18 protein-coding genes and 1 pseudogene are annotated in these 26,303 nt (G+C 53.6%); 11 read left to right on the plus strand and 8 right to left on the minus strand.

The annotated features are described in order from the left end of the window. Window positions 1-26: 26 nt before the first annotated feature. From ACIPZH_RS13025 to ACIPZH_RS13045, 5 genes are all read right to left on the minus strand, one after another. Entirely contained in the window at window positions 27-1,325 is a 1,299-nt protein-coding gene (locus ACIPZH_RS13025; protein WP_400636383.1) for an NAD(P)/FAD-dependent oxidoreductase, read from the minus strand. 470 nt (window positions 1,326-1,795) lie between these two features. Next, window positions 1,796-2,884 (minus strand): hypothetical protein, encoded by a 1,089-nt coding sequence (locus ACIPZH_RS13030; protein WP_400636384.1) that lies wholly within the window; start codon window positions 2,882-2,884, stop codon window positions 1,796-1,798. A 449-nt stretch (window positions 2,885-3,333) separates the two neighbouring features. Then, entirely contained in the window at window positions 3,334-4,233 is a 900-nt protein-coding gene (locus ACIPZH_RS13035) for a TIR domain-containing protein (protein ID WP_400636385.1), read from the minus strand. Then, a complete protein-coding gene (locus ACIPZH_RS13040; protein WP_400636386.1) occupies window positions 4,230-4,505 on the minus strand; it encodes a hypothetical protein in 276 nt (91 codons plus the stop codon). Before ACIPZH_RS13040 ends, ACIPZH_RS13035 begins: the two co-directional genes overlap by 4 nt. Before the next feature lie 230 nt (window positions 4,506-4,735). Beyond that, window positions 4,736-5,224: a hypothetical protein gene (locus ACIPZH_RS13045; RefSeq protein WP_400636387.1), complete on the minus strand. Its 489-nt coding sequence runs from the start codon at window positions 5,222-5,224 to the stop codon at window positions 4,736-4,738. 485 nt (window positions 5,225-5,709) lie between these two features. Here ACIPZH_RS13045 and ACIPZH_RS13050 point away from each other — a divergent pair, with 485 nt between their 5' ends. The 8 genes from ACIPZH_RS13050 (at window position 5,710) to ACIPZH_RS13085 (ending at window position 16,032) form a co-directional block, all read left to right on the plus strand. Then, window positions 5,710-6,657: a LysR substrate-binding domain-containing protein gene (locus ACIPZH_RS13050; protein WP_400636388.1), complete on the plus strand. Its 948-nt coding sequence runs from the start codon at window positions 5,710-5,712 to the stop codon at window positions 6,655-6,657. Between the two features lie 717 nt (window positions 6,658-7,374). Further along, window positions 7,375-8,190 (plus strand): hypothetical protein, encoded by an 816-nt coding sequence (locus tag ACIPZH_RS13055; protein ID WP_400636389.1) that lies wholly within the window; start codon window positions 7,375-7,377, stop codon window positions 8,188-8,190. 661 nt (window positions 8,191-8,851) lie between these two features. Further along, window positions 8,852-10,765 carry a hypothetical protein gene (locus tag ACIPZH_RS13060; RefSeq protein WP_400636390.1) on the plus strand — a complete coding sequence of 638 codons (1,914 nt, stop codon included), beginning with the start codon at window positions 8,852-8,854 and terminating at the stop codon, window positions 10,763-10,765. Between the two features lie 24 nt (window positions 10,766-10,789). Then, complete coding sequence (locus ACIPZH_RS13065) at window positions 10,790-11,737, plus strand: hypothetical protein (RefSeq protein ID WP_400636391.1); 948 nt, start codon at window positions 10,790-10,792, stop codon at window positions 11,735-11,737. A 23-nt stretch (window positions 11,738-11,760) separates the two neighbouring features. After that, window positions 11,761-13,092, plus strand: coding sequence for a hypothetical protein (locus tag ACIPZH_RS13070; protein ID WP_400636392.1), 1,332 nt, complete (start codon window positions 11,761-11,763; stop codon window positions 13,090-13,092). Between the two features lies 1 nt (window position 13,093). Further along, complete coding sequence (locus ACIPZH_RS13075) at window positions 13,094-13,603, plus strand: hypothetical protein (RefSeq protein ID WP_400636393.1); 510 nt, start codon at window positions 13,094-13,096, stop codon at window positions 13,601-13,603. A gap of 421 nt (window positions 13,604-14,024) precedes the next feature. Then, window positions 14,025-14,993 (plus strand): tyrosine-type recombinase/integrase, encoded by a 969-nt coding sequence (locus ACIPZH_RS13080; RefSeq protein WP_400636523.1) that lies wholly within the window; start codon window positions 14,025-14,027, stop codon window positions 14,991-14,993. Window positions 14,994-15,420: 427 nt separating this feature from the next. Next, window positions 15,421-16,032, plus strand: a complete 612-nt coding sequence (locus ACIPZH_RS13085; protein WP_267816121.1) for an FMN-dependent NADH-azoreductase — start codon at window positions 15,421-15,423, stop codon at window positions 16,030-16,032. A gap of 60 nt (window positions 16,033-16,092) precedes the next feature. Here the strand turns inward: ACIPZH_RS13085 and ACIPZH_RS13090 are convergent, their stop codons facing one another. From ACIPZH_RS13090 to ACIPZH_RS13100, 3 genes and pseudogenes are all read right to left on the minus strand, one after another. Beyond that, window positions 16,093-17,286 carry an MFS transporter gene (locus tag ACIPZH_RS13090; RefSeq protein ID WP_400636394.1) on the minus strand — a complete coding sequence of 398 codons (1,194 nt, stop codon included), beginning with the start codon at window positions 17,284-17,286 and terminating at the stop codon, window positions 16,093-16,095. Window positions 17,287-17,473: 187 nt separating this feature from the next. Further along, window positions 17,474-19,060, minus strand: a complete 1,587-nt coding sequence (locus tag ACIPZH_RS13095) for an ABC-F family ATPase (protein ID WP_241803514.1) — start codon at window positions 19,058-19,060, stop codon at window positions 17,474-17,476. A gap of 20 nt (window positions 19,061-19,080) precedes the next feature. Then, window positions 19,081-19,275, minus strand: a pseudogene (locus ACIPZH_RS13100) (site-specific integrase); the annotation flags it as partial. A gap of 772 nt (window positions 19,276-20,047) precedes the next feature. On the opposite strand from ACIPZH_RS13100, the gene ACIPZH_RS13105 reads away from it, so the two are divergent. From ACIPZH_RS13105 to ACIPZH_RS13115, 3 genes are read left to right on the plus strand one after another with little or no spacing between them, the layout of a single operon-like run. Beyond that, window positions 20,048-22,603 (plus strand): type VI secretion system Vgr family protein, encoded by a 2,556-nt coding sequence (locus tag ACIPZH_RS13105; RefSeq protein ID WP_400636395.1) that lies wholly within the window; start codon window positions 20,048-20,050, stop codon window positions 22,601-22,603. Continuing rightward, window positions 22,600-24,624: a DUF3274 domain-containing protein gene (locus tag ACIPZH_RS13110; protein ID WP_400636396.1), complete on the plus strand. Its 2,025-nt coding sequence runs from the start codon at window positions 22,600-22,602 to the stop codon at window positions 24,622-24,624. The genes ACIPZH_RS13105 and ACIPZH_RS13110 overlap by 4 nt, the downstream gene beginning before the upstream one ends. Beyond that, the gene (locus ACIPZH_RS13115) at window positions 24,621-26,303 is read left to right on the plus strand and encodes a DUF2875 family protein (RefSeq protein ID WP_400636397.1); all 1,683 of its coding nucleotides are present in this window, start codon (window positions 24,621-24,623) and stop codon (window positions 26,301-26,303) included. Before ACIPZH_RS13110 ends, ACIPZH_RS13115 begins: the two co-directional genes overlap by 4 nt.

The following is a 26,303-nucleotide window of genomic DNA, read 5'->3' on the forward strand; positions in this document are numbered from 1 at the left end:
GTTTCTCCTCTAGTAATGGTTGCGGTTCAACGACGACCGTTGAACAACCCTGAAAATTGGTGTGCCGTTTTGCCGAAGGTAAGAAGGAGAGGGCGGAAGTGATCCTTCCCTAAGATGCGAGCATGCTTGACCGAGCTGAACAGCTCATATCGCGATGAGCCTTCATGCATTCCCTCTGCGAGAATTTTGCAGACGATATGGCTGGGCGTTACACCAAAGCCTGAGTACCCTTGAACATAAAACGCATTCGGACGTCCACTGAGCGTTCCAATCTGGGGGAAGAGATTGGCACTCGTAGCCATCGGGCCGCCCCATGCCAGATCAATCTTCACATCCTTCAAGTAGGGGAAGATTTTCAGCATCAGATTTCGATTCCAGGCCTTCAGGTCTTGGGGGATGTGCTCGACGAAAGGAGTGGCTGCGCCGAACAGCAATCGGTTTTCCTTGGTCACGCGGTAGTAATCGATGACCGGGCGGATGTCACTGTATGCTCCGCGTATTGGGCTGATTCGCTGGATCATTTCTTCCGAGAGCGGTTCAGTCATCAGCTGGAAGGCATAGGTGTTGACCGTTCGTGCGTGAAGCTCAGGCTCAAGCTTGTTGAGGAAACTGTCGCATGCCCAGAGCAGCTTGCTGGCTTTCACAGACCCACGCCCTGTGCGTACCGTAATTCGTTCTCCGTACTTCACTTCCAGAGCGGGACTGTGCTCGAAAATCTTGGCACCATAGGAAGTGAGTGCCTTAGCCTCCCCAAGTAGCAGATTGAGTGAGTGGACGTGCCCACCCCCCATGTGCAACAGGGCACTGGTGTAGCCATCTGACCCAATGATCTGCTTAACTTCACTGCCGGCTAGAAACCGGATCTCGTCCTTTTGGTTCACCGACTGGAATTGCTTTTCCCAGGCTCGTAAGGTTTTTTCCTGGCTAGCGTTGAAGCCCATGTAGCCATAGCCGTGACAGAAATCGGCATCAATGTCATAGCGTGCAATCCGGTCCTTGATGATCCCGGCTCCCAGTTCGCTGATTTCAAAGATCTCCTTGAGGCCTTGCTCACCTACGCTGGCTTTGATTTTTTCCAGGTCATGGCCAATTCCCGCCATGATCTGTCCACCATTGCGACCCGTGCCCCCGTAGCCCAGGTACCTGGCCTCCAATACGACAATATTGGTAATACCTTGCTCGGCGAGTTCAAGAGCGGTGTTAATGCCAGAGAAGCCACCACCAATTACAACCACATCTGCCTCGATGTCGTTTTCAAGAGTGGGATAGCTCAGGTTGTATTTTTTGGTCGCTGAGTAGTAGGTAGGGGTTTCAAGAGTGATCATGGCTCGTCCGCTACTTGGAATTATTAAGGGAGGGAGCAGTTCTGCCCGGTGCCGACGAGAATTAAGCGCCTACCGACCGGTTGGGTGCTTGATCCAGAGTGCCAATCACTTGATTTTCAGTGCCATGTGATCTGCGAATCTGACCGATGTGGATAGAGACGCTGGAAAGGGGGGGAGGGCTCACCGGAAGACTGGCTCCCTTGGCGGCAGCCAAAGCTACCCACCGGCAACAATGCGCCGATGGGCAGGCAGTGAACAGGAGGGTGATGACCGATTATTTACGCGACAACATCACCGCTGTAGCACCCAAAAGGATAACTCCAGTAACCATGTAGAGCCCGCTGTTCAGGGATCCGGTCATCCGCCAGCTCCTGAAAGACAACAAGATTGAGTCCCTTGCCCCCAAGGGAGCCACAATGGGAGACCTTAGCGACCTCCCAGTGTTTGACGATGACCATGTGGTTACGTTGTCACGAGAGCTTCTCATATTCAGCTTTGAGTGCTTCGCTTAACTCGCGATAAAAAGTATCGCGTATTTGGACTCTCTCTTCTGATTCGCCAGGAAAAGCCCCCGTTTCCGCCATCCTAATCAGAGCTTTTATATCTATGCTTTCAGTGTCGTCAAAGGGGAATTCAGATTCTTCACAGTGTTTGTAAAGCCAGCCAAGTTTTGACTTTGCGAGGCTGTATAGATGGTCTGAGTTAAATTCCTCGCTAACAGCAGTGAGGCTCAATATGTAGCCAGCGGTCAGCCTTCTATCCATATCATTTGAGTAGTCTGCTGAAGTGAGTGCGAACTTTCCAGATATGTATTCTAGGATTGATATGAAGTACAGAAGAACGTAAGGCAATCTGCTGTAAAGATAGGACCACTGGCTAATAGTGTCTCGGTAAGAAGAGAAGATGAAATTCGCTTGATAGGGTTTGGTTACGATTGCTGTTTTTGTTGTAAACAAGTGCGTGGCTTTGTTGCAAAAGCCGTCAAAGCTATCAGAGTTGTTTTTGTCGTATCTCAACTGGGTAAGAAAATCCGCATTGAATGCATCGGGCTTACCCACCTTGTCGAGTACTCTTTGGATTCTCGCCCTGTGTCCATCAAGGCCACCATTCTTACCGTGGTCGAGCTTCGGCGGGGAATGTGAGAATTTTTCAGCAAATGAATCGCGGTCATCAACAATTGTTTCGAGAACAAATAAATTATCCTGCAACGGTTTGCGCAGTAGTGTGTAGGCTACGGCAAGCTTCCCTTTGCGTGAAGCTTCTAGTGCTTCAAACACATAATGAAGCATGTCGGAAAGGATAGCTGGGAATATCCTGCTTATGAGTAGGTCTGGGATTTTTGACTTATCTGCAATGCTATCTAGCCAAGTTGAAATGTCTTCCGCCGGAACTTCGTGCGCTCGGAGATATTCATTGTCAATCGGGACGTCAAATATTCTTTGCTCCATGCCCGACTTTAGCATTTGTACAGCGATGTCGTGTGCGGTGAAGCAAGTTTCATAGCTAGAGTGAAATGTGGGCGGGAGTTGAGTATTTTGTTCCTTTAAGCGAGCGTTCATTTCATCCCTGCTATGTAGTTGATGGCTGTAAGTTTCAGATTTTATTTCTAATCAATCCATAAAACAATAACAGGTGCCCCCCCCAGGCGTGTCCTGGGCTGCCTTACGGTTTTGCCTTGGCTCGTTCCTGCGTGGGCCCAAGGAGTTTCTTTGCCGTATGGTTGACCGCGTTAAAGTCCGCCCCGCCCAGGAGGATTTTCGAAAGTTTATCTACTTGGCGTAGAAACACCTCCCGGCGGCGTAAAGGCAGTGGACGATGCCTGGGTAGGGGCATTGAAGGTCCAGACCGCGTTCTAGCTATCTTGGAATTGACCAATAGCAGGCTAAGCCAAGGCGCATGAGTGTGAATGATTGACCTGCATGGCCGGCGGCGCAGGTAGAGCCTAACAATCACCGCCCGCTAGCTTCATGCAAGGTCTCCAGAGCTTGCTGAACCTCCCTCAGAGGTTTTACGCGCGCATGACCTTGTTCCAATCGACTGGATGTCCTGCCGCCTGTAGTTCGCGCCCTAAAGCCTGCTTCCAGCCGCCAGCTTCATCCATTCGCTCCCACACTACACCGGCAAAATCACTAGGTATGTCCAGCTGGCCCCTTTTAAGAGCGCAAACCCTGCTGCGCCCAAGTCGCCCGATAAAGTACCCCAACTCTAGCAAGACATTCTGCCGTGCCCGAGGCTCTAAATCGCCTCCGTTAACACGGCCTTCGTCGTCAGGCGTCAACAGCACAACTGCGAAGCCTACATCTCCGTGGGCCTCAACTTTTTCGATCACCGTACGACCTTGATTGGCCTGCTCATGAAGGATGATAGCTTCAAACCCTATCCTTTCGAGAAAACGAGCAACCGACTCGCGCGCGCCGTCGTCATGACCGTGAACAATGAAAACTTTATTCGACATAGGTGGCCTCAATACTGGTTCTGATCTTCCTTTAGTCTCGATGTACAACTTGTAATCCCTGATGAAGGGGGTTATCAATTGCCTCGTTAGCTCTCGAATGCCAGCAATGATTTTGCTGCCTGAATAAAAGAAGTGATGCCCGAAATCTATTGCGAAATGTGGCTCTGCTGCAAGTTTATCAATCAATAGTAGTGTTAGGCCCAGCGTCTGCTGTTGATCATCGGGCCATAGGAGCGTTGCACTCCCAACCATGCTCCCCGCAGTATCTTCGCTAGTCTTTATAAAGCCATCTAAGTCAAGTCCGCTTTTTAGTGCGCTATTGATTTCTTCAAGGGCAGGGCTGTTGAGGAGTGCTGAGACTCTTTTCAGGGGGCGTTCAAACGTCTGCGGAGTCGCTCCTTGCAGGTCTAATAACGCGTTATTGAGCTGCGAGAAAAGGTCAACATACGTCATTCATCGGTCTCCAGCCCCGCGGCCGCAGCGCGGTCCAAAATTTCTGAGCGATAGCGCTCTTTCATTTCAGCTGCTAGCGGCTGGATGATCGGATTTGATCCGTGTCGACCAACAGCCTCATCAATGACGGCCTCTAACTGCTGGACTGCTTGCTCAATGCTTGCAGGGTCATGAGGATCGAAATTTACGGTACACAAATCACCGTCGAGCCGCTGTAGCACTTCCTGCGCATCCTTGAGTTGGCGTTGTAGCTTGTCTAGTCCTTTTAGCATGGTCCTGACCTCTTCCTATGGTTGCAGAACGATATCACTAATTTTGTGCATGTGGACAGACGCCCGTGGTAGTCCGGATCTTGATGGCAAGGTCCATGAGCCCACGCTAGAACGCAGCATGGAGAGCATGGCTTGGAAGACCGAAATTAATGTCGGCTTCGGGCTGTGCCTCACTTCTGCTTGCGGTGCAACCACCTCGGTTTCTTAATGGCTTCACTGAAATCCGGCTCTCAGCCGGCCATCCACTCGGCATAGTCTGCGTCAGTGGGGATCAAGCCCTCGTTGCCTTTGGCGGTGTTGGCCTTGCGGACCAAATACTTTTCGCCGGACAGTTTTTCGTACCGGTCACGGACCTTCACGCCTTGGTTTGTCAGGCAGTCAACCAGCTTATCAGCGAAAAACAGCACATCATCGGTGTAGCGCGCTGTCCCTCGAACCGATGTGCCGTATTGTGTGTTGACCACATCACCTACTGGAATTTCTAGGTAGTAATCTTCATGGGTGAACCCCGGTGGCAAGCCGCCGTGGAGGAACTTTTCTACGAGAGAGTTATAGCCTCCAATGATCCAGTTGAGATTCCCGACAGCATCGACCAAAGCAACTAGGGATTTCACACCGTTGGGGGACAGGCGGATACTTTTTAGGGCCAGGTCCTGTAGCTCCGATACAGGCGGCGCGGCACCAAGCCGGACAAGCGCAAGTGCCAGGATGAAAGGCACGGATTTCCCCTTAATTGGTGAACTCGGTGCGGCTGTTTACGACCCTGTACTTGAAACTCTCGACCCCTCGCGATTGTCTGTGATGGGGAGCAAATCATCTGGTCCCACTTCGAGCGTGCCAACGGCCAGAAGATTTCCTACACCGCGGGTGCGATAGAAAGCCCGGCCATCAACCAGCATGCTGTCAAAGTCCTGGAGGGTACCAAGCCTGCGTTTGATAACCGCAGGATCAAGTACCATTGAGGAGCGCATCGAGGGCCTAGAGCAGACTCCACGATGTCCGTTTTAAGGGCCCCATGGGTTGTCGATAGACACTGGACGCAAGATGAAAAACCGTCGCTGGCTTGCTCAAGTGAGTCTGTCAGCGACCCTTCACCCCTGCACTAACAGCCACAACTGATGAATGACACCGTACCGTTCCCTGTAGGTTCATTCAGCATTTACCTGCGATAATGCCTGCTGTCCTTCGACTGCGGAACGCACCAGTGTTTGACTTCAACGAGCTGTACTTCTTTGCCCAAGTGGTCGAGCACAAAGGTTTTGCTGCGGCCGCACGAAAGATCGGCATCCCTAAGTCCAAACTCAGTCGCCGGGTCCTAGCCCTTGAAGAGCGGCTGGGTGTTCGCCTCATCCAGCGCTCAACCCGCAAGTTCACCGTCACAGAAATTGGCCAGGACTACTACCGCCACTGCGTCGCCATGTTGGTCGAGGCCGATGCCGCGGAGAAGGTTATCGAAGAATCCAGGTCCGAACCCCATGGATTGATACGGGTCAGTTGCCCGCCGGCGCTCGCAGCGATGGGGGTAAGCGATGCTATGGCGAAGTTCATGGTTGCTCACCCCAAGGTCCAGATCCAGGTCGAGAGCACAAACCGGAGAGTTGATGTGCTTGGGGAGGGCTTCGACATTGCCCTGCGCGTACGGTTTCCACCGCTCCAGGACGAGAATCTGTTCCTCAAAGTTTTTGGCGAGAGCTACCAGAGGCTTGTGGCGAAGCCTTCATTGGTCGAAGGCATTGATTTGGAAGTCCCGGGTGATCTAATCGGATTGCCTAGCATGGACCTTGCCCCAGCCAACCGCGACCACCGCTGGGCCTTTATTGGTCCCTCTGGGGATCGAGTGGAAGTTCCTCACTCTCCACGTTTTGTCACTGTTGACCTAGACGCCCTACACCGAGCCGCAGTCCAGGGCGTAGGTGTCGTACAGATGCCTGAGGTAATGGTGAGGCACGATCTGGAGGCAGGTTTACTCGTGGAGGTGCTGCCGGCGTATCGACCTCCTAGCGGGCTGATTCACGCTGTTTACCCATCTAGACGTGGATTGCTTCCATCAGTGCGTGGCCTTATTGATCTTCTAGCCGAAGAGCTTGCGGCGAATGCTGACGCGGATAGGAAGGCCTGCTTAGCTGCTGGCAAGACGCTCTCTTCGAATTAATCGGATTGAGGGGGAGGCGAGCTAGTCGAGTGAGATGCCAGATCTAGGCATCCAATTCAGTTGACGCTGCTCGACGCTCAAGGTTTCAAGCGGGTACTGTTTAACCCCGCGACCTTTGCTTAGACCATCGGTCGCAACCGCTCGACCTCTACCCGTACCTCCGTATCGCTTCAATAGCGTGATCATGCATGGTGTGGCGGCAATCTCGACATTCAAGCGTCACCCTAAGGATCCTACAGCAATAAGCTGCTGACTCACTTCGGCGTTGGCCGGATTATTGCGTCAACAGGCAAAGTGAGAGCAGTGTTGTAGTTGGTTTGAGATAGCTGATGTCAAAGAATAATTTACCACCCGTCAGGATTTTTTCGATTGGGTTCCGGCTTATAATTTCAGTCACGAATACAAAAAACAGTGAAATTGTAATTAGTGTAGTTGGTTGCCTCAATTCTGTCATGTGAAAAAATCCAATCCTAGCAATGCGTTAGGGTTTGTAGTTTATTATTCTGAGAAAATGTCGCACAGAAAAACTGTGTGATTGGTGTCAATGTCATTTTTTTGGTGGATGAACAAAATTAACAAGGTCTGCCAAAAGAAAAAAACAGCTTGCATCAAGGTTTTCTATGAACTACAAATTTATTCAATTTTCTGTATTTTAGGTGACTCATGTGGTGTCGTGAGATCTGACTTCTTGCTAGCGATATTTGGAATGGAGCGGCCATGTTCAAAGTTACCGTGCTTATGCAGCTTTGCCCGGACCTCATGCCGGACGCCTACAAGCATGTGATGCGCAACTTGTTACCTCCTATTAACGACTATCAAGAAAGAATAGATCGCAGGTTGGAGGGCTGTTATTGCGCCCTGCTTGATATTTATGGGCTAAAACCTTACAGCTTTGGAGATGAAGTTGAAACGCTCGTGGAATTCATAAGCGACTTTACTGATGAATCTAGCATACGTGCAAGATCTCAAGCGATACGCTTTGAAAGTGTGAAAAAATTGGCTGACTGGGCGTGTGAGATAACTGCGGATCCAGCATGTGTCAAAATTTCTGATCTAAAACCTATAGAAGAAAAGTTAAGATACTATAAGGGGTGGTATATTCCAAGTGTCGGCATGGAAGGGCAGTACGTTGACCTATCGCGTATCTACAGGCATTTTGGTGAGTTTATGTGCCTGGAAATGCAGTCAAGTCTAATCGATTATACCTGTAAAATGCATCGTGAAACCGCCAGAGCTAAAACTCAATCAGTGATTATGGTTGGTGAGATATTCTCTGAATTATTTGCAGGTGCAGCAGATCTTAAATCCCGTTGGCATATGAGGATTGTGGATGTTTTAGAGAGAATATGGCTAAGATGCTTTGGGAGAAATGGGCGCAAAACAGACGTTGACACCTTATTCAGCAGAGCTATATCGGTGCTCAATGAGTTTTATGTGGCATATGGGTTTATTGATCGCTCTCCAACGCCACTTAGCACTCGGGTCGCTAAGGTATTGCTGAAAGGCGGCTTAAACGTAAGGCGGTTTAATTAAGCGTTGTCACCTACTAGGCTAAAGGATTTAACATGAGGCTCTATCGGCGAAGGAGTCTCGCAGGGCTATTGTAATCCTGGTGAAGATAAATCGCTCGGAGGCATTCGCTTGGGGCTAACAACTAACTCACCTTTGAAATCGGACCGCTTGCAATGTAACACCATTTCTCTCGTAAGAATTTGGTGGCCTTTGGCATCCACATTCGACAATGGATCATGCAGAAACGCGTGCCATTAGCAACTCTTAGCTTTTAGTCTTGGTAGCTTCTTCGGTGGAGATTTACGTGATGAGCAGATTGATTACGTGCGTCCAGATTACGAAATTCCCATTGACCGAAGATGGGAAGTTTATACGGAAGCATGTGCTTGAAACCTATTCAGCGCTGAATCAAACTTCCGAATCTACATGCCGAGTAGGATGTTCGCTATTTAGTGCATTTTTGCATATTACGGGTGTTCCGAAGGAGAGGTGGTTTGAGTTAGACACGCTCCTGGGGTTCAGAGGATTTCTTCTTGTGGATGTGGACGCAAGTCTCAATTACACAAACCTAATTTATTATACTGTTTCAACTATGCTGATTTCTCTAGGCTCTCCCCATGAAAGTCTGCGAAAGCTGCGCACAGAGGATCATAACGAAAGATGTAGGAAGGTATACGCTGGGATGTGGAAAGATCAGCGACTGCTTGATTACTATGCCGGATGGCCAGTTTATACGCAAGAAAAGACCATCGTTCATGTGGACTTAAAGGTGCTTCATAAAACGCATGGGCTGCCAGAATCACGCAGGTATTATGAAGCGCTGAAGGAATATGGTGGTAAGTTCAAAGATTCCACTTTTCGAGCGAAGAAGGGTTCTTTGGTAAAAATTATCAATGTGCTGTGTAAGCTACTCCCCGATTCTGAGTCTCTCAAACTGCTACAAATCCCAGAGTATGTAAATCAGATATTTGACGCGGCCAGGGGGGTGATGGAAGCTGAATATGAAATTACCAACTCTGAAAGGAATAATCGGCGGCTTTTCGACAAGCAGTGGAAGGCCGTGCGGAATGAGATTTACGCCTTCTTGATCGATAAGAATTTGATTGCCAAGCCGGCTTATCCCATTACAAAAGGGAGAGTTCGTGCACCGGCAAGCCGTGCAATGGAAGCTCAGTCGCGTAACGAACTCGACACCATAGGTACCTTTGGCGTCCTGACCCCAGTACCTCTTAACATCAAAGACGAAAAAGCGGCTAGCTTACTGTATGAACAGATATCAGCTGACTTTGAGTTGGTTAAAGAGGCTTGTGAAGAAGCTCGGGCTGAAATCTTATGCGCTTATAAATACAGGTTGGAACTAGCGGCGGCGGGTAGGGTCTGTGGGTCTGGTGATAGTATGGCTGCGCGTCGGAAGCTGGAAAATAGGTGCAGAACCTGGCAGGAATATAATTACCATGTCTTAGACCGCGTGGGAAGATATAGGCTCTACGCTGATCACCGAGGACTTAATCCTGAGCTGGCGTTATTATCTAACTCGACTCTACTTCCGTTCGTTTACCTACTCGTTGCCGAGCATCCAGCAATTACGAACTCGTGGCTTCATGGCTTCGAACTTTACGACAAGAATGGAAACTTTTCCGGTCTGCAAATGGACGGAGCAATTGCGGATAGTATTAAGCCTAGGCGCGGTCCGGCTTCTGCCCAGCAACCTATATATCTTAGCCCAAAGGCCAAGATATTGTTCAACGAAATCTTGATGCTGACAAAGCAGGCGCGTGACTATCTGAAGTCGGTAGGTAATGACCACTATCGATACCTTTTTCTAACCGCTAACGGCATTGGCGAGCCGATGCGAAGGCAGAACCTAATTCCGCCACTCAGTAACGAAGCGTATGCAAAATCTTTATTGCGAAAGATTGTAATGAGAAAGCTGGAAGGACGCTCTGATCGAAAAGAATTTTTCAATCGTATTACTCTCAAAGCAATGCGAACAACAGCAGCACTCAAAATTTACTTCGAGACTGGACGTCTTCGGGCGATGAGCGATGCCTTAGGTCATAAGACACTACGGTTGGGGCTTTTGAGTGAGTATCTACCATCTCAGTTAATGCGATTTTTTCTTAATCGCTGGATTAGGATATTTGAGACAGCTATCACTTATAAAGCTGTAGTAGGGCGGCCTTGCATGAATGAGGCACTAGGTATTCAGGACGAGGAGCAGCTTGCTGAGTTTCTTAAGAACCATGATCTTAAAGCGCTTCCGCCATACCTAATGGTTGGCAAGTACGGACTTCCCGAAATCAACGTCACTAAAGTCAAAGTGCACTCGCAAGTCGTGTTTCCTATAACGCCAGATAGGTGTGCACTGATACTTTCTATGCTTGAAGCTGCAAGGCGGATCAAGCTTGAAAATGGGGTTCTTACGGAGACTGCTGAGCACTGGTGGAGGACCGGTAAGTACCTTGAAATCGCGTCATCTCTGCAAGATGAGTCGGGTGTTCATTTGCATGCGAATGAAGTGGTCCAAATATTCAAAGCTGCTAGGTTTTCAGAGCCAGTGGTCCAAGTTTTGATTCCAGTCATGAAGGCGGCTTAGTGATGCCGAAAGGGGATGATGGCGATGTCGAGCGAAGGAAAAGATTATCCTCTGGATTGCAGCGAAGAAAAAACGCTCCAGGAGAAACTAGATGAAGCTTTGTCACTGCCATTTGCTGAGAAACTGATTGCCATAAATGCACTAGCGACTGAGGGCCTACACGGCGATATCAGTTTAGATGCCCCAGATTGGCTTGTTGATGGGACAAATTTCCATACCGCTTTCTGGTCGTGCAATTTTGGAACAGCGCACGGGAAAGAAGTACGTAAATTTGTGAACTTTGATATTGAATTGGCGGATGGATCTTCGTTGATTGATCCAAAGAATGAAGAGGTATGGAGATGGATAAGAACATATCTGGCCGTCCAAATCAATCCTAGGTTCAATGAAGGGTCACGAAAAAGCGGCCTTTACGAATTGCTGAGATTCACAAAGTCTTTACACAGCATAGATTACGTTCTTTTAAATGATGCGGAGCTTTTTGACATTGGCAGGCTCGGTTTAGGCATGGTGTCGCTGAGCGCTATAACAAGCTTTTTGACGAAAAGCGCAGCCACACCTGTATCAGACTACCTATATGAGTACCCTACAAGGCTGGTGAGATGGTTTAGGAACAAAATTTCTGAAGTAACGGACGCGGATATCGCGACAGCGGTAGCTCGATTTCCATTGATTCCAAAGATACCGTCTGTTGAAGATCGTATATTAGGCTTTAGCGATGAAGAACTGATCAAAGTTCGTACAGTTATAGCTTTGAATGGCTGGTACGATTCGACACCTGGTGGAAGGAGGTTTAACCCGCAGCCTTTTGTGATTTCTGAATATCGAAACACACTGCACGGGGTTTTCTTGAAACCACGTTCAATTGAGGAGTTAAACCTCGATGAATTTATGGCGCGAGAGTTTCCTGGCGTTCCGGTCACTAATGAACGCGCTGATGGGATTTCGCTGCACCATCTAGGGGCTATTTAAGCATCATCAAAAAAATACCAATTGTGGAATCAGTGTATGGCCTGAGAGGCATTCCAAGTGCGGGCCTCAATGAGTTAGATGCAAAAGTGCTTTTTAAGACAACGCTTCAAAAGTTTCGCGGCAGATTCGTAACCATTCCGTACGACGTTTTATTGCACATGCTTGGCAATAGCTTTGAGTATTATTTAAGTAATGGGCGGGCGATTTTGAGGGGCGTGCTCGATATGATGGATGCCGTGAAGCATCATCGATTTGAAAGTAGGCTTCGTTTTAATCAACTCAATGATGTTCTTGAACAACGCGTCCTTACTGATGAACTCAAAAGTATTGGTATTCGTGAGTGGTACCCTCAAAAGCAGGACGTAGGAAGGCCAATTTTTTTTGAAAAACTACGTAATGGTCAATTTCTGCTACAGAGCTATCAGGTACTACTAGGTTCATTTTTGATCGTTCTTGGTAGCCTTGCAGCGCGAAGACAATCTGAAATTATTGATCTTGATCCGACCAGTTGCCTCGAGCCGCGGATTAATCCTTATCTAGAGAGCAGTGCGGATACACTTTACTGTCTTCAATATTCTGCCAGAAAGACTGGATCAAGAACAAAACATTTTATCCTGAGCATTGGTATCACTCTGCCTCTTGCGAAAATGCTTTGGGATATGATGGAGTTTAGACGTGAGTGTGAGGCGCGAGAGCTTGTTACCAGTAAAGCTCGACTTCTTCTTTCCATCGATCATCGCAAGGTGCTTCCGTGCAAGCTAGAAGTGCATGCCTATAATAGCGTGCTCGATACGGTTTGCGACTTTTTTCAAAGTCCTACTGTAGTGATTGATGAAATTGAAAAAAGGTATTATTTGCGTCAGCATCAGTTGCGAAGAATCAGTGTGTTGATTTTCTATCATTCCTCCGGAGGTAACATAGAGGCTGCTCGGCATCTTCTTGGTCATGCGGATTTGGAACAGGTTTATATTTATTTGACTGAGAATGTGCCTGGCGCTTTGCTGGAGTCTGTGAAGGCGGAAGTGATAACAGATTGTATCTATAGCGGAGACGAAGGGCTCGAAGGTTTTGAGTGGCTCAAGCAGCGGATCATGGAAAAATATGATTCTAAAGACTTTACGGCTCGTACGTTGGGGGAGATTGAGAAATCCTACGAACCATTGGCTAAAAGAGGGCTGAAAAATATGAGCGTTTCATTCTCTGACGTGGTTAATCAAGAAAATTGCTTCGACGAGGTATGGGGCTTGATCAAAACTCACAAAATCGACTTGACTCCAGAGTTTTTTGTAGTAGGTACCGATGACGGTATGCCCGAAACGCGCTTCAGTCTCATCATCAAAATTATGGATCTATGATATGCACGGCGAACGCTCATTCAAGTCAATTCTGCAAGTTTACGCATTATTGCAGCGGATCTCTCACTCTCCAATGGATTATGCAGGCGATAGAGAGTGGCTTGGGATTCTCGCAACTCAGGGCAGTTTGGCAGAGTACTCTAATAAAGAGCTAGGTATTCGCAGCTGCGCAATGGGAACATTTCGCCGATCAGCGAGCAGGGCATTGTCAGTTGGGTTTAAGGGACTGGATGAGCTTCGGCGGGATGCGCATGCTAAGCTCCTTGCTACTTATGCTTCACCCAAACCCCAACGACCGAAAGGACGCAGGCAGTATCAATCTGAAATAGCAGATCTCAAAATGCGCTTGGATAAGGCCTCGAAGGATTTTATGCAAATGCAGATCATATTTCATAAATTTCGATACATAACTGAGCAGCTCGCCACCGATGATCACATACGAGATAGGAAGGTATGGTGGCTCAGGGAAATGCGCGAAATTGAAATAATATTCAGCGTGGTAACCAGTTGAGCCTATGCCTGTAGACAAGCAATGTTGGCGCAATTTATCTAAAGGCTCACGTGTCGCCGTTGATGTAGATTTCAGGAGCCTACAGACAAATTTTCAGGACGTGACGGGCTTTCCGATTTTGTATTTACCGGATGGCCGATACTCCTTTGAGTTCAACGCCTATCTTACTCATCGTTATCTTACGCGGCACCTGTCACTGGTTGGCGAACGGGGTGGCTCCTACACTCAATCCGCCGCGGACTTGTCACCACTTTTAAGATATATGCATAAAAACCGGATTAGCTCCATGTCAATGTCGGACTCAAGATTTCGGGCGTTCATCAGAGGGTTGAAGGTTGGTAAAAATGATCGTGGGAGCCCTGCCCGAGACTCGGAACGAATTAGGGTTATCGGTTCAAGCTGCCTTGATTTCCTCAACTTTATGGGGGAGTTCTATCGTCGACCAAATTTCGTTTGTCCAGATGGGGCTATCAGAGGAGTCAGGGTACGTGATGTTCGCGACGATGAAGAGCACGTGATCAAGGCCGCTAGGGGCCTGAGCTGGTACCATTCGAGTTTCCCTCACCCGGGAGCCAGGCGCCACCGTTTTCCAATTGGTGATATATCGCTCAAAAAGCTGTACGCGGCCGCTGAGTCATTGGGCTCATACGAAGTGCAACAAAGGAACAGAATAATTCTCTCCGTGTACGAGCATACCGGTGCACGGCGGGGGGAGGGTGCGAGCATCATGGTGGCAGACATCATTAAAGCCCTAGAATCAGGCACGATATCCCCCTTGATACGGATCATCACATACAAACGTGGAGGGCCGCACGAGCGCCTGGTTCCAGTCCCACGCATTTACGTTCAGCAGTGGATGGATTACATCGACACAATGCGCCTGCTCTGTGTCAATGAAAAAAATGTGATAGATGATGGTCACCTATTTATTAACACCAAGACAGGAAAAAGGCTCGCCAGCACGACGGTATCAAACATTATTCACGACTTGCGCGTTGCTGCCGGTCTCGACTCCCGCGCTCATGTGCACATGTTTCGTCACAGGTTCATTACCAATAAGCTGAAAATGATCATGCTTCAGTTTGATTTCGAGAATCAGGACAATTTTAAGCGTTCCCTGGCTGATTTCAGCGGATTCCGAGAGAAGCTAAAGCAATGGACTGGGCATGCCCGAATCGAATCGTTGGAGCGGTATATTCACCTGGCATGTAGCGAATTGTCGGAGGTAGGGCCGGCAGTGGATCACGCGCTTCAAGCGGAGGCTTTTCGAGCCATCAAGGTCGAGCTTGATCGGATACAGGAGCGGCTTGATTGGGGTGAGATTACCGACCGCGATTATGGGGAGCTTGTACAGAAAACCCTCCTTGATGGAACTGGGGCTATCTGGTAGCACAATCCACTTTGCCTGGCGGTGGGAGCGCTGACATTCAGGTACCGCGAACTGCGCAGTCCGTGGCGTTGTAAAAGCCAATTGCTTGTCCAGCCCTAACCCAACTCAAGGCGTCTGCCGAACCCTGGACTGACAGCCACGGACATGGCGGCTGCCAAAGGTCGGAGCAGCAAAGCATCGAGAGCGTCTCCTAGAGCTTCGGAATGAAAGGATGGAGGAGGGGAGGGGGCCTCTTCGTGCTGACCATATGGTCCATGGAATGGTGTTCCTAACAAAACGTTGAGGTCTTGCATGAAGGCTGTCTCACTGTTCTATCAGTGGGACAAACTAACGCATTTTTGCTGGCTTATCAGCTATTCGACGGCCCGGTAGGATTCTCTCCATCCTGATCGCCCAATGCTGCGGTCTTCATTCACAGGAGAGTCCCATGAAACTGTTGCACATTGATTCGAGCATCCTGGGTGACAATTCCGCCTCGCGCCAATTGAGCCGTGAAGTGGTTCAGGCCTGGCAAGCCGCTGATCCGAGCATCGAAGTGGTCTACCGTGACCTCGCCGCGGATGCCATCGCCCACTTCTCTGCAGCCACCCTGGTTGCAGCCGGCACTCCGGAAGACGTTCGCGATGCAGCCCTGGCTTTCGAAGCCAAGCTCAGTGCCGAAACACTGGACGAGTTTCTTGCCGCCGACGCCGTAGTGATTGGCGCGCCGATGTACAACTTCACCGTGCCGACCCAGCTCAAGGCATGGATCGACCGCGTTGCAGTGGCCGGCAAGACCTTCCGCTACACCGAAGCAGGCCCTGAAGGGCTGTGCGGTGACAAGAAAGTAGTACTGGTGTCCACTGCTGGCGGCCTGCATGCCGGTCAGCCGACTGGCGCGGGCCACGAAGACTTCCTCAAGGTGTTCCTGGGCTTCATCGGTATCACCGACCTGGAAATCGTTCGCGCCCACGGCCTGGCCTATGGCCCGGAGCACCGCAGCAAGGCCATCGATGCTGCTCAGGCGCAGATTGCCAACGAGCTGTTCGCCACGGCTTGAGCAACCTGTATCACAACAAGCGGCTGTCGCTTGCGCGGCGGCCGTTTTCATAGGTGACGCTCAGGCGCGACGGCTGCGATGCGCCAGCAACAACGTCAGGCCAACCCCGCTCAAGGCCAGCAGGGCCGCGACGCAGAATATCGACGCGTAACCAAGGTGTGCCGCCACAGCGCCCATGACCGGGCCGGCGATGGCCAACGCCATGTCGAAGAACACTGCATAGGCCCCCAGGCCGGCACCCCGGCTGCTGCTGGGCACCTGCTTGATGGCCTCCACGCCCAGGGCTGGGTACACCAGCGACAGGCCGAAACCGGTGAGGCCGGCCCCCACCAGTGCCCACAGCGGGGAGGGCGCGAGCCACAACAGGCTCAGGCCGAGCACTTCCGTGGCCATGCAGGCTACCGCCACGTTGTAACCGCCAAAGCGGTTGACGGCGTTGACGAACAGCAACCGCGAAATGATGAAGCACACACCGAAGGCACTCAGGCACAACGCGGCGCCTACCCATCCACGTTCCAGGTAATAAAGCGTGACGAACGTGGTCAGGGTGCCATAGCCGATCGAGGCCAGGGTCAGGCCAACGCCGCAAGGCGCAACACGGCTGAACGCCGACCAGAACGGCAGGCGCTCACCGCGCACCACTACCACATCCGGGCGTTTGCGCAGCGCCAGCATGGCCAGCACGGCGAGCAGCACCAAGGCGGGGCCGAGCACGCTGAAGTTCAGGCTGTCGACGGCGAGCACGCCAACGGGGGCGCCAATGGCGATGGCTCCATATGAGGCGATGCCGTTCCAGGAGATGACCCTCGCCGTATGTTCAGGCCCCACCTGGCTGATCCCCCAGCTCAGGGTGGCAACGCCGATCAGGCCTTGTGCGAGCCCGAGCAGCACGCGCCCACCGAGCAGCAGCGCGAGGCTCAGCAAGGGCGCTGACAAGGTCCAGGCCGAGGCCAGCGTCAACACTCCACAGGCCGCGATGCCCAACAAGCCGTAGCGGATCGCCTGCTTGCCGCCCAGCGTATCGGCCACTCGGCCCGCGAAAGGCCGGCTGAGCAGGGTGGCCAGGTACTGCAGGCCGATGGTCAGCCCGGCGATTACCGCGCCGAAGCCCAGTTGGTCATGTACATAGCCGGGCAGCACCGCGATCGGCAGGCCGATGCAGAGAAACGCGATGAAAGTGTAGAAAACGATCGAGAGAATTTGCAGGGTGATGGAGGCGGTGCTGCTGGCGGGGGCGGGCTGTGGCGCGGTCATGGGCTCGTTCGCGGGCGGGCGGTGGGCGTGGCCCCATCATGGCCGTTGCGCGAAGGAAATGAAAGCAGGCTAACGAACTATTCAAGTGGCAACCGCTTCCACAGGCACTGCGCAGTGCCTGTGGAAGCGGTTAACCGCAACAGAGACCGGCCTGGTCACCTGAGAGGGCCAGGCCAGCTCAACGATTTCAGACCAGCACACCCTGGCTGCGCAGGTAGTCGTCGTAGGTACCGCTGAAGTCCACCACACCGTCCGCCGACAGCTCGATGATGCGGGTCGCCAGCGACGACACGAATTCACGGTCATGGCTCACGAACAGCAGGGTGCCTGGGTAGTTTTCCAGCGCCAGGTTCAGCGCCTCGATAGATTCCATGTCCAGGTGGTTGGTCGGTTCGTCCATCACCAGCACGTTGGGCTTCTGCAGGATCAGCTTGCCGAACAGCATGCGGCCCTGTTCACCACCGGAAATCACCTTGACCGACTTGAGGATCTCGTCGTTGGAGAACAGCATGCGGCCCAAGGTGCCACGGATGACCTGCTCGCCAGAGGTCCATTGGCCCATCCAGTCGAACAGGGTCATGTCTTCTTCGAAATCGTGCGCATGGTCCTGGGCGTAGTAGCCCACTTCGGCGCTGTCGGTCCATTTCACCGAGCCCGCATCCGGCGTCATTTCGCCGACCAGGGTGCGCAGCAGGGTGGTCTTGCCGATACCGTTGGGGCCGATGATCGCGACGCGCTCGCCGGCTTCGACCGTGATGTCGAAATTCTTGAACAGCACCTTGTCGTCGAAGGCTTTGGCCATTTTTTCCACGACCACAGCCTGGCGGTGAAGCTTCTTGGTCTGCTCGAAGCGGATGAACGGGCTGACCCGGCTCGAAGGCTTGACCTCGGCCAGCTGGATCTTGTCGATCTGCTTGGCCCGCGAAGTGGCCTGCTTGGCCTTGGAGGCGTTGGCCGAGAAGCGGCTGACGAAGGTCTGCAGTTCTGCGATCTGGGCTTTTTTCTTGGCGTTGTCCGACAGCAGCTGCTCACGCGACTGGGTGGCCGCGGTCATGTACTCGTCGTAGTTGCCTGGGAACAGGCGCAGCTCACCGTAGTCCAGGTCGGCCATGTGCGTGCACACGCTGTTCAGGAAGTGCCGGTCGTGGGAAATGATGATCATGGTGCTGTTACGCGCCGTCAGAATCGTTTCCAGCCAGCGGATGGTATTGATGTCCAGGTGGTTGGTCGGTTCGTCGAGCAGCAGCACGTCCGGGTCCGAGAACAGCGCCTGAGCCAACAGCACCCGCAGCTTCCAGCCTGGGGCCACTTCGCTCATCGGGCCAAAGTGCTGTTCCAGCGGAATACCCAGGCCCAGCAGCAGCTCGCCGGCGCGCGATTCGGCGGTGTAGCCGTCCATTTCGGCGAATTCGGTTTCCAGCTCGGCGACGGCCATGCCGTCTTCCTCGGTCATTTCCGGCAGCGAGTAGATACGGTCGCGCTCGGCCTTGACCTTCCACAGTTGGCCGTGGCCCATGATCACCGTGTCGATCACGGTGAATTCCTCGTAGGCGAACTGGTCCTGACGCAGCTTGCCCAGGCGGGTGTTCGGCTCGAGCATGACCTGACCACCGGAAGGCTCCAGGTCGCCGCCGAGGATCTTCATGAAGGTCGACTTGCCACAACCGTTGGCACCGATCAGGCCATAGCGGTTGCCGTTGTTGAATTTGACCGAGACGTTTTCGAACAGCGGCTTGGAGCCGAACTGCATGGTGATGTTAGCGGTGGAGATCAAGGAACTTACCTATCAATAACTTACGTGGCTTCTTCGCAGCTGCGGACCAATTTCGGACCCATCTGGAGCGTTTCCAGCTCCTGCCAGTCGTTGGACGAGTTAATCCAGCGCGCATAAGTCGATGAGAGCATCTGCACGCCATGCCCGAGCTGTTGGGCGATAAATGTGGGGTTGAGACCAGACATTGAGCGTATTGTCGCATAGGTGTGGCGGCATTGGCGCATCGCGGGCACCGTTTTATTCATCGCAATCTTCTTTCTGGCCGTACAGATCGGCGCAAGGCTCTCAGGGAAAGCCGCTTTTGGCGAGGTATTTGACGGCATCGTCTTAACGACGTTCGCCGGAGGGATGTACTACCTGGCAAGCCGAGGGTGACCCTCCCTGGTGAACTACCCTGCAGACACTTCAGGGCTTGTACTCAATGGTGTACGCCGCATCCGTTTGAGGGTCAAAGGTAATCGGCATGCCGAATATTCCCTATAGCACCAGCTTAGCCCCACCCAGCCAGAACCCCGGTTGGTGGTGCCCTGTCTCGCTGCGATAAAAGCGCTTCATCAGCTATGGACATGCTTGCCCAACTTGCCACTAGGGCGTTGCGCGTCACCGAACCTGGCAACCGCCCGGTTTCTTGCCATTTCGCTCACCTCGTTGTTTACCCTGATCTCCCTGCCAAAGGCGTCCAATACATGGGGTATGGACGCAGATGCCCTATTGTGCACCGTCATCGCTGACCCAGCACCAATCGTCTGGGTAGAACGGCAGCCACACGCGGATTGCCTGGCCTGTGTCGTCACATTCCGCCTTGCTGGGTAGCCGGCCTTAGACACCCACCACCCACGTCGGTGAAGCTGTCGGTGGTAAGCGAAAAACGCTGTCAATGGGACGACCGTCACAGTTTGTCAAATTCTGACTTGCCCCGATGGGGTTGATCCTCCGGGGCCCTGTGATACTTTCCGCAGCTAGTTTTAACAGGGAGTAATATCGTTGATGGAATTGACGAGTATCTTTGCACCACAGAACCGCCGGCTGATCAAACTCACCACTCCCATCCCAGATGACCAGGCGTTGTTGCTGGAGCATTTCAGCGGCAGTGAAGGGTTATCCACGCTGTTCAGCTTCGAGCTGTCGTTGATCAGCCAGGATGCCAGGCTCGAACTCAAATCGTTGATCGGCCAACCTGCCTGTCTCGACATCGAGCTGGCCAACGGCGGCGTACGCCACATCCATGGTCACATCACCCGGTTCAACCTGCTGGGCAGCGACGGTGGCCTGGCGCGTTACAGCGCGACACTGAGCCCGTGGCTGTGGATGCTGACGCGACGCGTTGACTCGCGGATCTTTCAAGAGCAGACCATTGAAACGGTCATCCGCACCGTTTTCGAGCATTACGGCGGGCTGGGCACATTCGAGTTCCGCCTGCTGAAGCCTCTCAAATCCCACAGTTACATAACCCAGTATCGCGAGATCGACCTGGATTTCGTGTTGCGCTTGCTGGAGCAGGACGGCCTGTTCTTCTACTTCGATCACGGCAGGGACGGGCACAGCCTGATCATCATGGATGAATCCCAGGCACTGCAGGCGTTGCCCGAACAACCGCAAATCCGCTACCACAGCGCCTTTGTCACCGAAACCAGTGACTCGATCACCCAATGGCGCAGCCACCGGGTATTGCAATCGGGCAAGATGGCCATCCAGACGTTCGATTACAAGCAGCCAAGAAATCCGCTGCCCATCCACATGGGCAGCCTCAATGAACAGGGCGATGTTGCGCCCTACGAGGTGTACGATTTCCTCGGGGCCTACAGTCATCGCCTGCCTGACGAGGGCGAGGCGCTGGTCCGCCGCCACCTGGAGGTCATCGAAGCCCAGGCCAAGACCTTCACCGGCACCAGCAACTGCCGGGCCATGCGTGCGGGCTACACCTTCGAACTGACCCAGCACTTCGACCATGAGGACGGTGCGCCAGAAGATCGCCAGTTCCTGCTCGTGTCGGTCGAGCACCGGGGGCGCAACAACTATTTCTCGGATGAGCCTGCAGGTTACGACAACCAGTTTGTCTGCATTCGCCGAAGCATCCCTTACCGCCACCCGCTCACCGTGCCGCGCCCCACCGTCAACGGGCCGCTCAGTGCGATCGTGGTCGGGCCGGAGGGCGAAGAAGTCTTCACCGACGAGCTGGCGCGGATCCAGGTCAGGTTTCACTGGCAGCGCGGCGACAGCCTGCCGCAGGGTACCACCTGGGTGCGTGTGGCGATGCCCAGCGCTGGCGGGGGTTTTGGCCATCAGTTCTTGCCACGGATCGGCCAGGAAGTGCTGGTCACCTTCCTGGCAGGCGATATCGACCGCCCCGTGGTCACCTCTGTGCTGTACAACGCCGAGCAGACACCGCCGCGCTTCAGCAAAGCTTCGGGCCTGCCAGGCAACCGCGCGCTTTCCGGCATCCAGACCCAGGAGCACAAGGGCCGCGGTTTCAACGAGCTGTTGTTCGACGACACACCGGGCGCTTTGCGTGCCCGCGTCGGCACCACGCACCAGGCCACAGCGCTCAATCTGGGCAAACTCACCGAGCCACGTACTGACGGCCAGGCCAAGGCCCGTGGCAACGGTGCCGAATTGCGCACCGACGCCGCGATTGCGCTGCGCGCCGCCCAAGGCATGTTGCTGACCACCTATGCACGGCAGGACGCCAAGGGCGCGCAGCTGGACCGCGAAGAACTGCTCAAGCTGCTGGCCGAGTGCGGGGAGTTGTTCAAAAGCCTCGGGCAAACCGCCGCCGCGCGAGGCGGGGCAGCGGTGCACAGCGAGGGCATGGACGCCTTGAGCCAGGCGCTGAAACAGTGGCCAGCGCCCGACAGCGACGGTGCGGGCGAGCCCGTCATGGCCGTTGCGGCCCAGGCGGGTATTGCCAGTGCCACACCGCGCTCGCAAATCCACTATGCCGGCGCCAACCACGACACCACCGCACAGGACCATCTGCAGTTGACCAGCGGCGCCGCCATGCGCCTGCAAGCCGGCAAGGGCATCACTGCCTTCGCCCAGGATGAGGGCATCAATGCCATCGCCAACCGCGGCAAAGTGCTGATCCAGGCCCAGGAAGACGACATCACCGCCAACGCGCAAAAGAACCTGCACCTGTCGGCCGCAGAAGGCGAGGTAGTCGTCACCGCACCCACCATTCGCCTGGTGGCCGATGACGGCAGTTACATCAAGATCGGTGGCGGTGTCGAAATCGGCAGCCAAGGCAAGGTGATCGTCCATGCCAGTGAGCATGACTGGGTCGGCCCCAACACCGACAGCGCCCAGGTGCCGGCATTCACCCGCGACCCGGCGGCGCAACGCCTGGCCTTCCACTACCCGGGGCACGCCGACGACAGCGTGCGAATGGCCGTTGACCACGCCTACCAAATCAAGCTCGAAGACGGCAGCACCGTGCAAGGGTTGACCGACGCCAGCGGGCTCACCGAACACGTCGAGCGCGAAGCGATGCACCAGGCGCAAGTAGCTGCCTTGCGCAGCGTCGGTAGCAAAGGAGGCAGCCAATGAGTGGCGATCAAATTACCGTGGCTGAAAGCGTCACCCGGCTGGTACCCAATTTCAGTACCGAACGCAAAATGGAGGTCCCCGCCGACCTGCCAGGGGTGGTGATCTTCTTGCACGGCGTGAATGACCCGGGGGCTTCGTACGAATCGGTGGAGACGGGGTTGTGTCAGGGGGTGAATGAGCGTTTGGATCGGCCTGATCTTAAGGCGGGGCGGTATGGGGCTGACTACAATGCTGCAAAAAAAATTCCGATTCAGGACCTCGGTGAAGATCACAAAGCCACACTCGACGATCCAGACACGTTTCTTTATCAGCGAGACACGGCCGACCCCAATACCCGCAGCCTGATGATCCCGTTTTATTGGGGCTATCGCGCCGAGCCTGGCGAGATCAAGCGCGATAAAAATAACGACCCGACCAAACTGCGCGACCAATATCAGGACGTGTTCGAGAACCGTCTGGACCGGCACTTTGCCAAGGGCGGCGGTTTTTTCGCCAACGCCACCAACAACCTGCTGGAAATGTACAGCCAAGGCTTTGCCAAGCTTATCCGGCACGTTGCGCAAGTCACACTATCCAACACCCAGTACATGGGAAAAGGGCCCCACCGGCGTTACTTTGTGTTCGCAGCAACGCGTTTGGCCATGTTGGTCAGTGAGATCCGCCGTGTATCGCCTGATGAAACCATCACCATCATGGGCCACAGTCAAGGCACCTTGATTACCCTGCTTGCTCAAGCCATGCTGATCGACAAGGGCCAACGCTGTGCCGACACCATCATCATGGTGGACACGCCTTACAGTGTGCTGCCAAAGGCCACACCCAAAGGCCACGACACACTCGCGACATTGATCAACATCACCACCGCAGTCACCCAGGCACCCCATGCCCAGCCGCCGTTGTCCGCGCTCAGGGACAGCAAGACCTACGGCGGTCGCACGGGCCCCAAGTGGTCACCCACACAGGGCTCGCGCAAGGACAAGGTGGGTAACCTGACCGTTTTCCCCGAACGTGACAACCGCGGCAAGGTGTACCTGTACTTTTGCCCGGACGACACCACGGTCGCCCTGGACGACGTTCATGGCATCGGTACCTATGGGGTACCCAATGCCTTGGCTGACGGTAAACCGGCGATGGCGGCGTTGCAGTCCTTGCGCTTTTACCAGCGCATGTGGACCAAGCGTCATCGCAACGGCGAGCCGGTACTGGTCGGCGAAGCCATTCAACAAACCGTGCTGCGTGCCGAGGGTGAACCCCGCTACCCTGGCGGCTGGTCGGCCGCCGCCGTGGCCTCACAAGCATCAATTGCGAAAGGTGAAGAGCGCCTGATCAATGCCGAACCCTTGAACCCGCCCCATGCGCCACAGATGTTTGGCGGCGAGGCAGTAACCGGCACCCCCACTCAGGCAGGCCTGGACAGCCCTGATGACGTGAGCATCCGCTCCGCGCTGGGCAACCCGGAGGCCAAGTTCAAATGGTTCAAGGTGCGTACCAACCCTACCCGAATCGACCTGGAAGAAGAACGTGCCCGGTGGAACAGCGGCAAAGAGCCCGGCGATCAAACTGCAGCCATACGTCAAAAACCGGTATCGGGTAATGCAATGCTGAAGACCCAGGATCATTACGTCATTTTCCGCGAAGAAACGCCCAATGAAATCAAGGCCCGAATGCCCGTAGATCCGGCCGAGATGGACCCTAACAGCTACCACTCAGCCGTTCTGCGCAGCCCGGAGAACCAACGCTGGGTAACGGCGATGGACATTGCTATTGGCCAGGCGCATAGCCTCGATGATCCGGCTATGCGGGAGGTGTTGGTAGCGATTGCAGATTGGAAGATGGATGAAGCCGCCTTCACAAAAACCTCTACATTACCGGCTTGGGAAAGACTGAGTGAAGAAGCCCAAGCATTGGTGACTGCGAGTTATCAGTATTATCAGAGCGGCCTGTTTCCGCCTTCTGGACTGGTATCACTTAAGCCACCTACCGCAATAGCCAATGCTCCTGACAAAGGAGTACGCCGATGAAGATCAACCAGCCCTCCCCTAAGACAAGACCCAACCTGAAACCGTATCAGATGATCGCTGGGGTGCTAATTGTGCTCTGGCTCAGCTTTATCTGGATTGTCCAACTCAAAGCACAGGAAACCGGCATGGTACTTCGCGACATGAAACCCGTCATGGCTTGGGGCATTGCCGCTATTGTCGGCCCGCTGCTGGTGATCTTTGGCACTCACTGGTGGGGCAATGTCCTGGCCAGTGAGAAGGCAGAGCTTGCCAATTATCGAAAACAGATAGAGGCCAAAAACGCCGAACAGCAGGCCACACAAGCGCGGACCTACGCCCTGGAAATTCGGGGAGTGGGACTTGGAATTTACACAGACGGCCAGTCCAAAATCTGGCAGTTCATAAAAAAGAAAAACGACAATTTTTCTTCGATTTACTCGCAGGACGCGAAAGACTACAACCCTTCACTAACCTCCAGGAGAAACTCTGCAGGCATCAAAGTCCGTATCGCATTCAAAAATTCAGCGGGTGAATCAGTGGCATACTGGCCAATCCCGGTGTTTGCGCTAGGGCCGCCTGATCCTTACGCAAGCGGTTTCAGTGCATCGGGCCTGATCAGTTCAGGTCGTAATGCTGCAACCTTGGGCGTTACCCAGTTCCTGTGGCAAGACGATGAGAGCACGGCCCATGCGCAAGGCATGATCGAGCGGCTGTTCACGTTTTTTGACGATAACCCCAAGGTGCCACAGGCCTTGATCGCAAGCCGTGACGGTGACGTAACACGAGACCCTTACCGCAAACCCGGCACACCGGGATTGCAGGATGGCCATGTGGTTCCGACGATCTACGAGAGTATGACTGGCCTTCTGGTCACGCGCTCAGACCGGGTTGACCGCTACGTGCGCCCTTTCGTCACCCAAGACGCCGAGGATAATCAGGACAAAAACACTGACCTGGGCAAGCTGTGGGCATTTTATTGGGACCGGAACAGAGCATTTACGGAGTGGTATGTAGCGGCCGAGCGTGCCAAAGGCGCTAAAGTCTCTATCCCCCCCAGCACTATGTCGACCGCCTACTGGCAATCGCAACTACCCAACTTGTGGAAAACCATCGACAACCGTGGCCCAGGCCATTTCGAACCGTCCCCCTGGCTGCCCGTGCGTTGGGCCGAACACCAACTGAAAGAGTTCGACGCAGCGCCAGTGCTGGGCTACCTGCACCGTCCGATCAAGGTTTCCATGCAGGACGAGCACGGCAAGCGCCTCAAACCCGCGTTGCAGGCCAAGGCCTTGCAAGCAGGTTGGCTCAAGGCCCTCGACACGCTGCCCGCTGGGCAAAAACCGGTGCGCGTGTTCTACGACACCACTAACAACGCTGAGGCAGAAATCGCCCTGACCAACGCCTTGCACAGCCTCAATACCGATGGCCATGGCCTGGACGTGGGCAATGTCGATGAGGGCTATGACATCGGTCGACGCCTGGGCAATACCGGCGTCAGCAGCGCGTTGGTGGAAATCAACCTGGCCACCATCGCCAGCTACCACGACGGCGGTGCCAGTGCCGTGCTGTACGCCGGCAGCGACGGCAGCCTCACCGTGCAGATGATCAGCCCGCCCGATGAGGCACGCAAAGCGAAAAACCAGCAGAACCGTGGCGCTGACCCCTTCAAGTATGGCCTGCCAAGTTTCGGACGATCCTAG

The organism is Pseudomonas sp. NPDC089758, assembly GCF_044748705.1.
GTDB lineage: Bacteria > Pseudomonadota > Gammaproteobacteria > Pseudomonadales > Pseudomonadaceae > Aquipseudomonas > Aquipseudomonas putida_X.

Coding starts and splice junctions, on each gene's coding strand:
- ACIPZH_RS13025 (WP_400636383.1), bottom strand. CDS start 1,325: ATGATCACTCTTGAAACCCCTACCTACTACTCAGCGACCAAAAAATAC.
- ACIPZH_RS13030 (WP_400636384.1), bottom strand. CDS start 2,884: ATGAACGCTCGCTTAAAGGAACAAAATACTCAACTCCCGCCCACATTT.
- ACIPZH_RS13035 (WP_400636385.1), bottom strand. CDS start 4,233: ATGACGTATGTTGACCTTTTCTCGCAGCTCAATAACGCGTTATTAGAC.
- ACIPZH_RS13040 (WP_400636386.1), bottom strand. CDS start 4,505: ATGCTAAAAGGACTAGACAAGCTACAACGCCAACTCAAGGATGCGCAG.
- ACIPZH_RS13055 (WP_400636389.1), top strand. CDS start 7,375: ATGTTCAAAGTTACCGTGCTTATGCAGCTTTGCCCGGACCTCATGCCG.
- ACIPZH_RS13060 (WP_400636390.1), top strand. CDS start 8,852: ATGTGGAAAGATCAGCGACTGCTTGATTACTATGCCGGATGGCCAGTT.
- ACIPZH_RS13065 (WP_400636391.1), top strand. CDS start 10,790: ATGTCGAGCGAAGGAAAAGATTATCCTCTGGATTGCAGCGAAGAAAAA.
- ACIPZH_RS13075 (WP_400636393.1), top strand. CDS start 13,094: ATGCACGGCGAACGCTCATTCAAGTCAATTCTGCAAGTTTACGCATTA.
- ACIPZH_RS13080 (WP_400636523.1), top strand. CDS start 14,025: ATGGGGGAGTTCTATCGTCGACCAAATTTCGTTTGTCCAGATGGGGCT.
- ACIPZH_RS13085 (WP_267816121.1), top strand. CDS start 15,421: ATGAAACTGTTGCACATTGATTCGAGCATCCTGGGTGACAATTCCGCC.
- ACIPZH_RS13090 (WP_400636394.1), bottom strand. CDS start 17,286: ATGACCGCGCCACAGCCCGCCCCCGCCAGCAGCACCGCCTCCATCACC.
- ACIPZH_RS13105 (WP_400636395.1), top strand. CDS start 20,048: ATGGAATTGACGAGTATCTTTGCACCACAGAACCGCCGGCTGATCAAA.
- ACIPZH_RS13110 (WP_400636396.1), top strand. CDS start 22,600: ATGAGTGGCGATCAAATTACCGTGGCTGAAAGCGTCACCCGGCTGGTA.
- ACIPZH_RS13115 (WP_400636397.1), top strand. CDS start 24,621: ATGAAGATCAACCAGCCCTCCCCTAAGACAAGACCCAACCTGAAACCG.